Annotated in this window: 12 protein-coding genes and 1 pseudogene; 5 read left to right on the forward strand and 8 right to left on the reverse strand. The window is 41.5% G+C overall.

The features are described from left to right. Positions 1–31: 31 nt before the first annotated feature. Together GO495_RS24765 and fbp are read right to left on the reverse strand one after the other, a co-directional pair. On the reverse strand, positions 32–547 hold the full coding sequence (locus GO495_RS24765) for a CAP domain-containing protein (protein ID WP_157302641.1): 516 nt from the start codon (positions 545–547) through the stop codon (positions 32–34). A 91-nt stretch (positions 548–638) separates the two neighbouring features. Continuing rightward, positions 639–1,649, reverse strand: coding sequence for a class 1 fructose-bisphosphatase (fbp, locus tag GO495_RS24770; protein WP_157302642.1), 1,011 nt, complete (start codon positions 1,647–1,649; stop codon positions 639–641). A 155-nt stretch (positions 1,650–1,804) separates the two neighbouring features. Here fbp and GO495_RS24775 point away from each other — a divergent pair, with 155 nt between their 5' ends. After that, a complete protein-coding gene (locus GO495_RS24775; RefSeq protein ID WP_157302643.1) occupies positions 1,805–3,070 on the forward strand; it encodes an aspartate kinase in 1,266 nt (421 codons plus the stop codon). Positions 3,071–3,163: 93 nt separating this feature from the next. Then, positions 3,164–5,581, forward strand: coding sequence for an outer membrane beta-barrel protein (locus tag GO495_RS24780; RefSeq protein ID WP_157302644.1), 2,418 nt, complete (start codon positions 3,164–3,166; stop codon positions 5,579–5,581). Here the strand turns inward: GO495_RS24780 and GO495_RS24785 are convergent. Beyond that, entirely contained in the window at positions 5,578–6,018 is a 441-nt protein-coding gene (locus GO495_RS24785) for a CBS domain-containing protein (RefSeq protein WP_157302645.1), read from the reverse strand. The genes GO495_RS24780 and GO495_RS24785 overlap by 4 nt on opposite strands. Positions 6,019–6,212: 194 nt before the next feature. On the opposite strand from GO495_RS24785, the gene GO495_RS24790 reads away from it, so the two are divergent. Then, a complete protein-coding gene (locus GO495_RS24790) occupies positions 6,213–7,346 on the forward strand; it encodes a glycoside hydrolase family 88/105 protein (protein ID WP_240915323.1) in 1,134 nt (377 codons plus the stop codon). Positions 7,347–7,388: 42 nt separating this feature from the next. On the opposite strand, the gene GO495_RS24795 is transcribed toward GO495_RS24790, so the two are convergent. After that, positions 7,389–9,191 carry a glycoside hydrolase family 35 protein gene (locus tag GO495_RS24795; protein ID WP_157302646.1) on the reverse strand — a complete coding sequence of 601 codons (1,803 nt, stop codon included), beginning with the start codon at positions 9,189–9,191 and terminating at the stop codon, positions 7,389–7,391. Positions 9,192–9,395: 204 nt separating this feature from the next. Here GO495_RS24795 and GO495_RS24800 point away from each other — a divergent pair, with 204 nt between their 5' ends. Both GO495_RS24800 and GO495_RS24805 read left to right on the forward strand, forming a co-directional pair. Beyond that, on the forward strand, positions 9,396–10,151 hold the full coding sequence (locus GO495_RS24800) for a porin family protein (protein WP_157302647.1): 756 nt from the start codon (positions 9,396–9,398) through the stop codon (positions 10,149–10,151). A gap of 188 nt (positions 10,152–10,339) precedes the next feature. Beyond that, positions 10,340–10,654, forward strand: a complete 315-nt coding sequence (locus tag GO495_RS24805; RefSeq protein WP_157302648.1) for a hypothetical protein — start codon at positions 10,340–10,342, stop codon at positions 10,652–10,654. Positions 10,655–11,203: 549 nt separating this feature from the next. Here GO495_RS24805 and GO495_RS24810 read toward each other — a convergent pair. The 4 genes and pseudogenes from GO495_RS24810 to GO495_RS24825 all read right to left on the reverse strand — a co-directional run. Further along, entirely contained in the window at positions 11,204–11,842 is a 639-nt protein-coding gene (locus tag GO495_RS24810; protein WP_157302649.1) for a hypothetical protein, read from the reverse strand. 196 nt (positions 11,843–12,038) lie between these two features. Next, the gene (locus GO495_RS24815; protein WP_157302650.1) at positions 12,039–12,383 is read right to left on the reverse strand and encodes a hypothetical protein; all 345 of its coding nucleotides are present in this window, start codon (positions 12,381–12,383) and stop codon (positions 12,039–12,041) included. Positions 12,384–12,704: 321 nt separating this feature from the next. Further along, complete coding sequence (locus GO495_RS24820; RefSeq protein WP_157302651.1) at positions 12,705–13,235, reverse strand: hypothetical protein; 531 nt, start codon at positions 13,233–13,235, stop codon at positions 12,705–12,707. Between the two features lie 7 nt (positions 13,236–13,242). Then, positions 13,243–14,262: pseudogene (locus GO495_RS24825) on the reverse strand (RHS repeat domain-containing protein); the annotation flags it as partial. Positions 14,263–14,370 lie beyond the last annotated feature (108 nt).

The raw sequence follows: 14,370 nt of genomic DNA on the forward strand, positions 1-14,370 counted from the left end.
GCCGGCTTTTGAAAGCCGGCTTTTTCAATATTTAGTGTTTAATAAATAGCTGTGTAAAATAGATGATCCGTCCTTTGCCCTGGGCATACCCGATACCGATCAGGTTAAAATTCCCCAGCATGTTTTTCCGGTGACCAGGGCTGTTGATCCATCCATCCACCACTCCTTTTGCATCCAGGGTACCATAAGCTACATTTTCAGCAGCTCCGGACATTCCCCCCAGTACTTTGCCAATAGCAGCAGCACGAACTTCGAAGCCCTCATGACCAAATCCCGTCCGGCCGGCAGCCATGTCCTGGCTATGTTTTTCCGCCAGTAAGCTGCAATTGATCTCCATTTTTAAAGGTGGTAATCCTTTGGATGCACGGAACTGGTTCGTGTAATACAGGATCTGGTCGTTCATATTCCCGGATACAGTTCCCGGTACAGGCCCGGATACCTTAGCCGCCGCTACAGAATCCTTTTCAGGAACAGCAGCACGGGTACAAGCCATTATCTGAAAAGTCGTAAAACAGGTTAGTACCAATAAAGTAAGCTTGCGTGTCATAGTGTATTCAATAATAAATAATAAATAATCTAACATTATACTGCAAGTTTAGCAAGAGTTATACCAAAAACCTATTATATGACTTTTCTGTTTAACTATTTACTATCCGCTGCCATACATCCATCATGTTTTTGGAACCGAGGAAGACGGGAATACGCTGGTGTAATTTGGCAGGCTTCAGCTCCAGCAGGCGTTGACGGCCTGTAGCCATAGCCACCCCACCGGCTTTTTCCATGATAAACGACATTGGGTTGCACTCATAACATAAACGTAAACGTCCCCCTGCATATTTTCCAAAAGACGGATACATGAAAATTCCCCCCTGTATCAGCGTACGATGTACCTCTGCCACCATACAACCCACAAAACGGTGGCGGTAGATCTTACCATATTCGTCCTTAGCCAGGAAATAATCGATGGCCTTGCGTACTTTTTCCTCATATAAGTGGTAATAACCAATGTTTACGGAGAAAATATCACTTTCAACAGGGCATTTCAGGTTAGGATGTGATAAACAGAACTCCCCTATGGACGGGTCCAGGGTAAAGCCCTGCACACTGCGCCTGGTAGCATATACCAGCATGGTAGAAGATCCATAAATAATATAGCCCGCCGCTATCTGCTTATAGCCCGGCTGCAGGAAGTCTTCCAGCTCGCAGGGACTACCGATAGCCGTCAGTCTCTTATAAACGGAAAAGATGGTACCAATTGATACATTCACATCAATATTTCCTGAACCATCCAGAGGGTCCAGCAATACAATGTACTTTGAATTACGGGAATGCTCGTCATCAAAAGCAATAAAGTCCTCGTTTTCTTCAGAAGCCACCCCACAACAGTAGATACTGCCTTGCAACGACCCTATGAACTGGTCATTTGCAAACTCATCCAGCTTCTTCACGGACTCTCCCTGTACATTGATCCTTCCGGCTTCACCCAGAATATCGGCAATACCGGCCTTATTCACCTCCACATTCACTCTTTTGGCTGCCAGCCCGATATCCCTTAACAAACCTGATAACTGGCCTGTAGCCCCCGGGTAATTCCTAAGCTCCTGGATAGTAAATTCATCCAGCGTCATTACTCTTCTTTTATTATTCATATATAATGGATTAGTTTTCCAAATGGAACCGTTAGCTAATTTACCGGAAATCGGGTTATTTTAATGGAACTGTCATTTTATTCCAAACAAATTTTAAAACGAATTCAAAGTTAACTTACTTTGCCCCGTATTTTTTTAACGGAAGATTATTTCATATGAAGGTTTTCAAATTTGGTGGTGCAAGTTTAGAAAGTATTGAACGCATACAACTGGTAGCTGCGATCCTGCAGTCATATCCCGACCAGCAACTGCTGATCGTCATATCGGCCATGGGGAAAACCACCAATGAACTGGAAAAGGTAGCGCAGAACTTCTATATGCGTAAACGTGAAATAGCAGCCCAACTGCTCCATAACATAGAACAGCAGCACCTGGACGTTGCAGAAAAACTGCTGGGCAACCGCAATAACCCGGTATTTGAACAGTTACAGCAATTCTTTACAGAGGCCGAATGGACCCTGGGAGAAAAGCCGCTCCGCCAGTATGATTATTACTATGATCAACTGGTTAGTCTGGGTGAACTGCTCAGTACCGCTATCATGAGCGCTTACTTCAATTTGGCCGGCATCGCCAATACCTGGCTGGATGTACGCGATATATTCCGCACAGACGATACTTTCCGGGATGCCAATATCGACTGGGACTGGACCCAGCGCAATGTAACAGAGAAAGTGCTCCCCCTGTTCAAACATACCAACATCGTTATTGCACAGGGTTTCATTGGCAGCACGGACCAGAACGAAAGCGTAACCCTGGGCCGTGAAGGCAGTGACTACTCCGCCGCCGTATTTGCCAATTTACTGAACGCCGAAAGCCAGACCATCTGGAAAGATGTGGAAGGACTGAAAAACGCAGATCCCAAACTCTTCCCCAATACTATCAATATCCCTGAGATCAGTTTCAGCGAAGTGATAGAAATGGCTTATTATGGCGCACAGGTAATCCATCCTAAAACCATTAAACCGCTCTATCTCAAGCACATACCACTATATGTAAAGAGCTTCCTCAATAAAGACCTCCCGGGTACGGTCATCAGGGAAGATGTTGATGTAAAACAGCTCCCCCCTATTATCGTTCTCAAAAAGAACCAGGTATTACTCACAATTACTTCCAGGGATTTCTCTTTTATTACAGAAGACAGGATCAGTGATATCTATGAGATGTTCCACAAGCATAAAATAAAGATCAATCTGATGCAGAATGCCGCTATCAGCTTCTCCTGCTGTATAGATAACAGCTCTGAGAAAATAGAATTGCTGATGAAAGCATTACATGATGACTTTAAGATCGCTTATTTCGAAGGCCTCGAACTACTCACTGTCCGTTATAATAAAGACGGATTACTGGAAGAGCTGAGTAAAGACCGTACCGTACTGCTGGAACAACGTTCCCCGGTAACGATACAGCGACTGCTAAAATAATTCCGTATTCTTCTGCAACCTTTTTTCCATCCCTTCGTCTTTTAGTTAAAGTAGCCAACAACTTGCTTCTTTAACCCGTCGAAGGTTTTGCTTATGGAGAAGATAATTTTATTCGTACTGTTTGCATTTGTAGGTACAGAGATCACTTATGCGCAGAAGATAAATATTAGTATTGCTGACAGTAAGGGACAACCACTGCCCTACACCAGTGTACTATTAAGACAGATAAAAGATTCCTCCCTGGTAAAAGGAGAACTAAGCGATGCATCAGGCATCTGTACTTTTGATAAGATCAGCGATGGTCGTTATTTTATCCAGGCATCCCTGATGGGGTATACAACAACTTCTACACCTGCTTTTTCTGTTGACCCGGAACATAAGAATATTAAACTTTCCCCGCTCGTATTATCACAGGCTTCCAAAAGCCTGCAGGGTGTTACCGTATCTGCACAGAAGCCTTTTATTGAAAGACGGAACGGAGCTACTATCTTAAACGTGGAAAGCAGTGTGGCTGCTTCCGGCGGTACCGCCCTGGATATTTTACAAAGAGCCCCCGGGGTACAGGTAGATCAGGATGATAATGTGTTATTGAAAGGCAAGAAAGGTGTCACCATTATGCTGGACGGAAAGCTCACGTATTTGTCCGGAGAACAACTGGCCAACCTGCTGAAAAGCATGCCTGCGGAAACCATTTCCCAGATAGAAATTATTACCAGTCCTTCTGCCAAATACGATGCCGCAGGCAACACTGGGATCATCAATATAAAAACTAAAAAAGGGGTTGTTACAGGTATCAACGGTTCTGTTACTGCCGGTGTCGGTGCCGGACGTTATCCCATTTATAATACCGGGACCAATTTCAACTGGCGTACAGAGAAATTCAACCTGTTCGGCAACTATGATTACAATAACCGGAAGTTCTTTAATAACCGTAAGTTTATTAGAAATATAAGCGGAGATATTCCACAGACTTTTACCTCTGATATATTTGCGCGAAGGAATTTTACGAGTAACGGTTTCAAAGCCGGACTGGATTATTTTATTACCCCGAAACATACGGTGGGTGTACTGGTAAATGGTTTCCGGAATGCATTTTATAGTAATTTATGGAACAGGACAGCCATTACAGGCGCCGGTCAAAAACTGGATTCCGCTTTACAAACCTATACTAATAACAATGACCGCTTTCGTAATACCACCGTTAACCTGAATTACAAGGGACAACTGGATACGATGGGAACGGAAATCAGTATGGATGCAGACCTGGCCAAGTTTCATTACCACAGGAACGTACACCTGAATGATAGTATGTATCATCCGGAAGATCCTGCTGATAATAACCCTCATGCTATCCGTAATAATACTTTTACGGACATCACAATAAAAAGTATCAAAGCAGACCTGGTACTGCCATTTAATAAAACACTAAAACTGGAAGCAGGTGTAAAAGGTAGTTTTGTAACGACGAATAACGTACTGTTGTACGACTCTTTGCGACAGGGAAAATATGAGCCGGCATTATCACAGAGTAACCAGTTTATTTACAAAGAAAATGTACTGGCTGCTTATGCCACTATCAAAAAGAGTTTTAAAGGAACAGATGTACAGTTAGGTTTGAGAATGGAGCAAACAAATTCGGACGGAGAATCCGTTACTTTGCAATCCAGGGTAAAAAGAAGTTATCTCGATTTCTTTCCCAGCATGTCTGCCGATCATACTTTTAATGAATCACACAAAATGGGGATCTCTTATTCCAGGCGTATCAACCGGCCGGATTACGATAATCTCAATCCCTTTGTTTATTTCCTGGATAAATATACCTATGGCAAGGGCAATCCTTATCTGAACCCGGAGTATACCAATACGGCAGAGCTGAGTTATACTTTTAAACAGAAGTATATAGCCACACTGGGGGCCAGTGTAACCAACCATGTTATACTGGAATACCTGGACCAGGACGATGTGACCAAAGTAACCACCAGTTATGAAAAGAATTTTGAACGGAGTAATGGTTATTATGCTACTGTCACTTTACCCCTGGACCCCACAAAATGGTGGAATATCACAAATAATATCAACCTTAATTATAACAAGTTTCATATTAAAGATACCTCTATCAACCTCGCCAGCTCTATTGTAGCGATGAATTATCAGTCTACCCATACATTTACCCTTCCGGATAACTGGAAGCTGGAGCTGAACGGGTATTATAATACTCCTTTTGTATGGGGGATTTTCAGGGGACGTTCCCAATTTAACATTGGCGCAGGTGTACAGAAATCCTTATTTAACAAAAGAGCCACCTTTAAGCTGAATGTGAGCGACATATTCTATGGAGAGCAGTTCAGAGGAACTGCCAAATACAACTCACTGGATATCAATATCCACAATCGCTGGCAAAGCCGGAGAGTGAATTTCAGTGTAACCTGGAACTTTGGTAACAGCGCAGTAAAAGGCGCACGGGAACGGCAGACGGGAACGTCTGAAGAACAACGCAGGACTGGCAATTAGCGGGTACCTTTGATGTAGCCTTCGAGGTTGTTAATGATGAAGCGTTGTTCGTCTATAATGTGCTTTACCACGTCGCCTATAGAGATCATACCCAGCAACCGGTTTCGTTCGTCAGTAACTGGTAAGTGGCGGATGTGTTTGTCCGTCATTTTCACCATGCAATCTTCGATGGAATCCTTTTCTGTGACAGTGAAGGGGTTTTCTGTCATAACTTCATTGATCCGGGTGTCTTTGGAGGCCCGGCCTTTTACGATCACCTTACGTGCATAGTCGCGTTCTGAGAAAATACCCACTACCTCATCATTGTCGTTCAGCACCATCAGTGCTCCCACATTTTTTTCCACCAATACGCTTAATGCTTCAAAAACGGTGTTGTCCGGATGGACAGAGTAAACTGCATGGCCCTTAACCTGCAGTATATCACGTACTGTTCCCATAACGAGGCCTTTAAAAGTGAAGAATAGAATACCGTGTTTCCTAAGTTAAGCTTTTAAAACCGGATAAAAAAGGAGAAATCCAGACTCAAATTATTATTAATTTCCATAAGAAATCTTGCATAACGCATTTTTATATATTACTTTACGCGATAGTTTACAAAAAAGGTACAATGTAAGCACTCTAAATTATTTTCATGAGGACGAATAAACGGGCAATGAAATCTGTAATAACTGCTGCTGTAGCGATATTGCTCCCATTTGGAGCTGTGAAATCGCAGAAAATTTTTAAAGACTGGCCTCTCGGCACAGATCCTGCTGCTATCGGTAGCTACGTCGCTAACCACTATGCGGCCTCTCAGTTCGACAACTTTGGAGCTTCCACGCCTACGGAAAGTATTACCTATCCAGAAGTATGCACCTGGTACGGGGCATTAAGATTTGCCAAAGCTACCCGTAACAAAACCCTGCTGGAAAAACTGGTTGGGCGTTTTGACCCGCTGCTGGCACAATCCCAGAGTCTGGTGCCTAAACCCGACAATGTGGAGCACAGCGTATTTGGCGTCGTACCCATAGAACTATACCTGCAAACCAACCAGAACAGGTACCTGGCGCTGGGACAACCTTTTGCCGACCAGCAATGGGAACAGCCCGAGACCATCCGTCCTGAACAACAGAAATACAGCAACCAGGGGTTATCCTGGCAAAGCCGTATGTGGATAGATGATACGTACCTTATCACCCTGTTACAGGTACAGGCATTCCGCGCTACTGCCAATAAAAAATACATGGAGAACGCTGCCAGGGAAATGGTGGCCTACCTGGGCCTGCAGCAGTCGAACGGCCTTTTCTACCACGCACAGGACGCTCCTTTCCTCTGGGGAAGAGGTAATGGCTGGGTAGCCGCCGGTATGACCGAATTGCTGCTCGAATTATCTATCGACAATCCAAACAGACCACGCATACTGGATGCTTATAAAAAGATGATGGCTGGCCTGAAAGCAACACAGGACAAAAACTTCATGTGGCATCAGTTGCTGGATGAACCGGATGCCTGGACAGAAACCTCTGCTTCCGGTATGTTCACCTATGCACTGATAGTAGGTGTGAAGAAAGGCTGGCTGGACGAAAAAGAATATGGTCCTGCCGCCAGGAACGCCTGGATTTCCCTGGTAAAATATATCAATGAAGCTGGTGATATCAAAGAAGTATCTGAAGTCACCAACAAGAAAAACGATAAACAATATTACCTCAACCGTAACCGTGTTGTAGGTGACCTCAACGGACAGGCGCCGATATTATGGTGCGCTACCGCATTGTTGTCTAATTAAATTATAAGAAAGCCCACGATCGCGATCGTGGGCTTTCTCTGTTTACTCCATTTTCTTCTCTCCTGTTATTTTTGCCTCGTTCAGTTTATGCAGGTCAAACACCACTACTGAATTCTCTCCTTTATTCAACCAGCTCGCGGGGCAGTATAAACGGAATTGCGGGCCTATTTGCCAGTATCTTCCTAAATTATGACCATTCACCCATATTACGCCTTTCTGGAAGTCAGAAACGTCTATAAATGTATCTCCTGTTGTATTTAAAGTAAAGGTCCCTTTATAGAACTGTCCGGGCCTGTTTGTTTTATCACTTGCCTTTAATTGCTGAATAAAATCATTCTTCATCGGCAGGCTATATACTTCCCAGTTCATCAGTGTCATATTATTCAGGGTAACCCTGTCTGTAATCCCTTTACGATCTATCAGTTCCTCTCTGAAGTTTATACGACCCATTCCTTCCACCAATATCTCCAACACGGGATTCTTTACATCTGTCTTTGGTAATTCTATGCTGTTTTCACCCAAACGGCGATCTATCTTTCCAATGTATTCTCCATTCAGGAATACGGTGGCATAATCATGTACGGCAGTAATATTCAGCGTACCGCTTTTATGTCCTATCAATACTGTTTTATAGACCATAAAACCATAGTCCTGTCCGTAAGCTTCAAAAGGTTTAGGCTGAACGGACGGTATGGCTGTGGGCAGATTAGCCCATACACTGGTAAAAGGTTTCATCTCTACCGCGGGGATAGTAATGGTGGGTATCGCTGCTGGTAAAGGTGGTAATTTCTTTTTCTTGTCACAATTGATCACATCGCGTAACAGGAAATATTTTTCTGTAGGATTACCCTGTTCATCGATAGGTGCATCATAATCATAACTGGTAAGGTCAGGTTCATATCCTTTACCACCAGCATTTGCGCCGGCAGTAAAACCGAAATTCGTACCCCCGTGAATGACGTACAGATTAAAGGAGCGGTTGGTCGTCATCAGGAATTTCACCTCTTTTGCGATTCCTGCTTTGTCCGGGCGCTGCCATTTCTCGCCCCAGTGTGTTAACCAGCCGGGATAGGATTCGCTGCTGAAGCTGGGAACCTCAGGATTGTAGTTGTGAGCCGCGGTGAAGTCGCCTTCAGAACTGCCGGAATCGAGTCCTACCGCAGCCCCTGGTACGCCACCGGCTTCCAGTAAGGCAGCCACGGGGCCGTCTGCGGTATAGAAAGGAATGTTAATGCCATCCTCTTCCCAGATCTGTTTCAGCTTATAAAGGTATTGCTTATCGTTACCAAAGCTACCATATTCATTTTCTACCTGCATCATGAGGATTGGTCCGCCGTTGGTCACCAACAGCGGCTTCACCTGTTCGCTGAGGGCTTTTGCATAACGGGTTACGGCTTCCATATAACGGGGGTCCAGGCAACGTACTTTAATATCGGGGGTACGCAGCAGGTAAGGCGGTAATCCCCCGAAATCCCATTCTCCACATACATACGGGCCCGGGCGTAACAGTACCCACATCCCTTCTGCCTGTATCAGCTTAATGAATTCTGCTATATTGCGGTTCTCCGATGTAAAATCAAACTGACCAGGTTCCTGTTCATGATAGTTCCAGAAAACATATACGGCGATAGTATTACATCCCATAGCCTTGGCCATCTGGATACGGTGTTTCCAGTATTCTTTGGGAATACGTGCAGGGTGCATTTCCCCGCTGATGATCTGGTAAGGTTTCCCGTCCAGTAAAAAGGCAGTTTTCCCCAGCGCGAAGGAATGTTTAGCCTGCCCCTGTACCATGACAATACAGCAAAGCAAAGCAACGGCGCTCATGATTAACATTTTTCTCATTGTCCCTGTAACATTGATTAAGCAGGTAAAATAAGCAATGTAATATTAAAATGAAATCCTGTTAACAATAATCTACCAGACATTGTGAACATCATATTACTAAAGAAGACAACATTATCCCGCTTTCATGTGTTTCACTATATGCTGATAATCTTAACTTTATCAGGTACCCCTTTTTATTCTATCCAGTACAACTTTCATATCATGAAAAGAAACTTGTGTATTCTCCTGCTTATTGTGGCTTCGATAAACGCCATAGCACAAACTGATATTGGTATCAAAGCAGGACTTAGTATTCCCAATCTCACTTCCGGTGACTCTAAAAACCCCATCAACAACGGTTATGGCTCCCGTCTTGGGCCGGATGCGTCCATACAGGCGGAGTTCCATCTTACCAGACGTTTTTCCATCCAGCCTGAAATACAGTACAGTTCTCAGGGTGGCAAGAAGAACGGCAACCAGGCTTTTTCTACTCCACCCGAATTAGCGGCTATGTTCCCGGATGGGCAGGCCCCCCCCTATCTCTATGCGAATTATAAAAGCACGGCTAAATTCAATTATCTCATGATTCCTATCCTCGCGAAATATCATTTCTTATTACGTAATCATTGGGACCTTTATGCAGCCGTTGGCCCTTTTGTAAGCTTTGTGCTGAATGCTAAAAATATCACCAGTGGCAGCAGCACCATCTACCTCGATGAACAACATACCCAACCCCTCCCCGGAGGAGAGCAATCTTTTGACAGAACGGAGAATATCAAGAAAGATCTGCATGCTGCCAATGCGGGTGTTAACGGGCATGTGGGTGTTGCTTATCATTTGAAGAATAGTAGCATATTCTTAGAAGGTGGTGGCAACTATGGGTTTGTGAAAATTCAGAAAGGCAATACGAATGGGAAGAATAATACGGGGGCTGCGGTGGTAGTTGTGGGGTATGCGATGAGGGTTTGTCGTAAGTAATAGTAAAGAGGCTGTCAAAAGTAACTTTTGCCCGATTTCATTCGGGTACCAGATGGAGAGAATTTTCGTTTACGCAATTCTCAGGCCCATCAAATTACTTTTGACAACCTCCTTTACATTCGTTTCATTAATACAATATAAATTAAGGATACGGATACTTAAATCCCTCCATGTAATACAGTAAGGCTTTGGAAAGAGGTCTCTTTATATTGGTTGATAACTGTCATGACGCTGCAACACTAGTGTTTATTGTAAAAGTAAATGGTAGGGACAAAGGCTTCAACTACGATTTAATGAATAAGAAAAAAGAAATAGTAGAAGGGGCAAAATTTGATCGCTGGTTGAAAGCTATTATGACTGATAGTACTTTTTTACATACAGTTAAACAGGATCGTGAGTACGTTTCTCATGATGCGAGTTTTTTTGTATCCTTTGATTATCCGAATAGCAGATTTACCGAAATATGTTATTCACAGTTGGCGCCAATAACTCTAACATTTTGATTGTATTGTTTTTTAAGCTTACTGGCAATACTATCAGCCTTAAATATATACTTCTCAATTTTATAATGAGAGGCATAATTACAATTACACACCGGATTATTCTGAGCCTTTGTTTGAATTAGTATAGTCAAAATGAATAAGACGATAAAATATGCTTTTCTCATATTACTTTTGAATCGTATCAAGTGTCCAATTATTTTTATTTATATAAATGTTATAAGATCCTCCTTTTTTGATCCATACTACAGATACATTGGGTAATAAATATAAAACGGTAGCAACTTCACTTTGCGGCTCATACTGAATAGTAATCTTTAAGATTTATGCATATATTCTGATTCTTTCTTTCAATAAATTATAAAAGACATTTAGCTCAGATGAGAATGTGTCAAAATCGAAACCCTGATCAAAATTTTCTTTAACTCGCCGTAATCCGTCCATATAATACATTAAAGCTTTTATCAACGATCTGACAAGCTCACTTAACAGTCGTTTATAATTTGAAAAAGATCAGAACTATTTGTGATTCTCCCACATCTCTTTTTGAGATTATAAAGTTGCAGAAATTTTTTCTATTTTAAATTCATTAGTGATTATATAAGATTCACCAATCAATAATACAGAAAGATTTTGCAATGCTGACACCGTTCTGCTGCCATTCCAATAAACGGGTTCCCTCTCATTAGTTATTGAGCTTTTGATCCCATTTTCTTCAAGGCATTCAGCAAATTTAACTAACAAATTCTTAGGACCATTAGCTAGTAATCCATAACCAGACTTCAGCAATTTGTCTAATTGACCAACTTCATTTAAATACTTATCTATTGTATTATAAGATCCATATAGAGATGTATGAATATTATGCAAATCCCAATAAAGTCTATAAAAATCATCTGGTTGTCCATTAAAATATAAACTGGCCTGTATATTATTATAGTCCCAAAGCAGGGGGTGATCTTTTTTGAGATCAACGTAAAAAGAGGTAGCCGTGGATATGTGCCCTGAAAGATAACCAATTAAATATATCCGCCACTTTTCTTCCCTTGTTTCGTCCATCTCAATTCGAACTGTAATGTTCAAATAAGGGTTTTCAACCCTAAAGTCAGCGCTATCAATTGATAATTGGACCTCTTCAGGATCATATTCATTCAATTCTAATACAATATTTTCTAAAGAAGTACTGTTCATCTGTATATAATTTGTTTTTAACGGTGATGAAGCTATCATGATTATTCATACCACTGTCTGCTTTTAAAAATCATGATGGTTTCATAATATTAAAGGATTTTATTCGCCAGTTAACCACTGCAGAAATCTGTTATTTCTAGGATATTCATGTGGCCGGGGTGCGCGAACTCCATTTGGAATTTTATTCCCTTCGGCATCAATTTTCTGATTTACGTGAGGTGTAGGAAGTCCTCCATGCGAGGCTACCATCTTTAAACTCTCCACTCTGCAGCTCCTTCCCGTTATACCTCATCCTATTCTCAGCATAACTCTTGCCCTTCAATGCTTTAGAAGAAATTCCTGCTATGGTTAGGCCAAACGGATAATAATGTGTTTCTTCCAATAGAGGCCCACCATTATGCACAACTACCAGATTATCAAAGAACACATCCTCTCCACTCTCATTACTGGTATAAATATAGAGAAATCCAGTCTTCTTTATTATCATTCTGTCTGTACCCAGTGTCTGCAACTGATCAGGATTACCCTGCACCTGTTTCACACCACTATTTTTATTGACTATGCTGAATCTATCATCAAATAAGGCATAGTTCAGGTAGGATTTGCGGGTGTTAACGGTATATCGGTGTTGCTTATCATCTAAAGAATAGCAGCATATTTGTTGAAGGCGGCGGCAACTATGAATTTGTGAAAATTCAGAAAGGCGATACGAATAGGAAGAATAATACAAGCGCTACTGTGGTAGTAGTGGGATATGCGATGAGGGTTTATCATAAGTAATAGTAAAAGCCGCAGGAAATACCTGCGGCTTTATTCGCTATAAACAATTCACGGGTGGTACCCTGCGGCTTCCTTATACTGATCAATTCATTTTGATACTTTCAATAAACTTCTTTAATAATAGGTCCCGCTTATCCTCCTCTCCTTTATTCCTATAACCATAAGACATAAATACAGTAACCCCTCCTGCTGTAGTATTAAATACCATAAGTTTTCCATGCCATTTTGCCATTTCAAAACCCGGATTGGAAAAATCACATGAAATGAGTAATACCGGTCTGTTATTAATCGAAAGTATTTCTTCACCTGTTATTTTTTTATCCAGACCATCAGATTTCCCTAATAATAATTTCTTCTCATAACTCATATTCCCACGTAAACCGATTATCTGTTCATAGCCTACATTAATCAGGATCTTAATACTTGAATCTTTGTTAAAAAAATGACGGTCATATTTATAGTCTTGACGTGTAGATATTAACGGCCCTTTCTCATTTAGATACTTTGGTACTGAAAAAACAAATTTTCCATTAAACAAATTTATCTCTCTGAGATCTTCCTGTTTATCTTTCTGTAAAAAAATAAGCAGGAAGAGAATAGTAGTATACTTCATTGTTTTATTATTTTATTATCTGAATACCTGGATTAGGTGCTGCCAAATGATTACCAAACCTAAGAAGATAATAATTCTTTATCACACCTTGATTCTCAGTTGCTCTTGTCAAATCAGTTAACTGATTTAATGTTTGTCCCAAGGAACTTATACCGGGAGTGCGTGCAGTTCTATAACCAATTACCGCATTACCATCAGACATTACACCGTATTGGGGTATTATTTCTCGACCTATCATATCATACATATCATGCGGTTTCGGTCTGATTAAATCAAACATATTAAATGATGGCCATAGTTGTCTTGGCGCCACAGAACCATTATTACGATCATGTCTAAGTCCAGCACTATGCCCTGCACCATGAGCAATACTTAAAGCAGCTACACTCTCATATGTAGAGTGTGCCAGCTCTCCATACTCCTTCATTGCTTTAGCATTAAGAGTAATAACATTGCCTTCTATCGGGCTAACTTCCGGAGTATCTGATTCACTATTTCCACTATACTCTTTTTCAATTTCGTCAGTATATTCTGACTTCTTTTCTCTCAGAAAGTCTACAATATCTCCCACCTTTCCTAAAACAGCAAAAGCATCCGTTTTGTCCATTTTTGATATATCAAAACTCTTGCTGTCTGCCATCATAACACGTGTATTCAATCCCATGTGTTTAAAATGCTGATTAGCCTGGTTTATAATTTGCATTGCCTGAGTATTGTTAACACCTGAATTTTGAAGGTTCATGAAATAAATAACATTATCCTTCCCATCCGGATCAACAAACAGGACAGGATTATTCATACCATAAGCATAAGGGCTTAGCATATTATACTTTTCAACCTTAGGATCAATCACCCCCCATCTGCCAATCTGCGCATCATACATCCTTGCGCCATAGTCATATAACTCCAGTCCACTACCATCTCCAAATTCTTTATTCTGCAATTCCTTCCCGTTATACTTCAGTCTGTTCTCCTCATAATTTGCTCCTTTCAGTGCTTTTGAAGAAATTCCGGCCATTGTTCCTCCAAATGGGTAGTAATTACCGTCTTCCTTTTACAATCTTCAAAGAACTACTAATACCCTAAAAATAACGGTTTCTTTTTTTTCAATTGAATAAAAAAAATCCAGGTCTGT

Source organism: Chitinophaga oryziterrae (genome assembly GCF_009758125.1).
GTDB lineage: Bacteria > Bacteroidota > Bacteroidia > Chitinophagales > Chitinophagaceae > Chitinophaga > Chitinophaga oryziterrae.

What these genes read in the sequence shown, in the direction of transcription:
- GO495_RS24785 (WP_157302645.1), bottom strand. Translation starts at nt 6,018, where the DNA reads ATGGGAACAGTACGTGATATACTGCAGGTTAAGGGCCATGCAGTTTAC.
- GO495_RS24820 (WP_157302651.1), bottom strand. Translation starts at nt 13,235, where the DNA reads ATGAAGTATACTACTATTCTCTTCCTGCTTATTTTTTTACAGAAAGAT.
- GO495_RS24790 (WP_240915323.1), top strand. Translation starts at nt 6,213, where the DNA reads ATGAGGACGAATAAACGGGCAATGAAATCTGTAATAACTGCTGCTGTA.
- GO495_RS24795 (WP_157302646.1), bottom strand. Translation starts at nt 9,191, where the DNA reads ATGAGAAAAATGTTAATCATGAGCGCCGTTGCTTTGCTTTGCTGTATT.
- GO495_RS24780 (WP_157302644.1), top strand. Translation starts at nt 3,164, where the DNA reads ATGGAGAAGATAATTTTATTCGTACTGTTTGCATTTGTAGGTACAGAG.
- GO495_RS24800 (WP_157302647.1), top strand. Translation starts at nt 9,396, where the DNA reads ATGAAAAGAAACTTGTGTATTCTCCTGCTTATTGTGGCTTCGATAAAC.
- GO495_RS24810 (WP_157302649.1), bottom strand. Translation starts at nt 11,842, where the DNA reads ATGAACAGTACTTCTTTAGAAAATATTGTATTAGAATTGAATGAATAT.
- GO495_RS24775 (WP_157302643.1), top strand. Translation starts at nt 1,805, where the DNA reads ATGAAGGTTTTCAAATTTGGTGGTGCAAGTTTAGAAAGTATTGAACGC.
- GO495_RS24765 (WP_157302641.1), bottom strand. Translation starts at nt 547, where the DNA reads ATGACACGCAAGCTTACTTTATTGGTACTAACCTGTTTTACGACTTTT.
- fbp (WP_157302642.1), bottom strand. Translation starts at nt 1,649, where the DNA reads ATGAATAATAAAAGAAGAGTAATGACGCTGGATGAATTTACTATCCAG.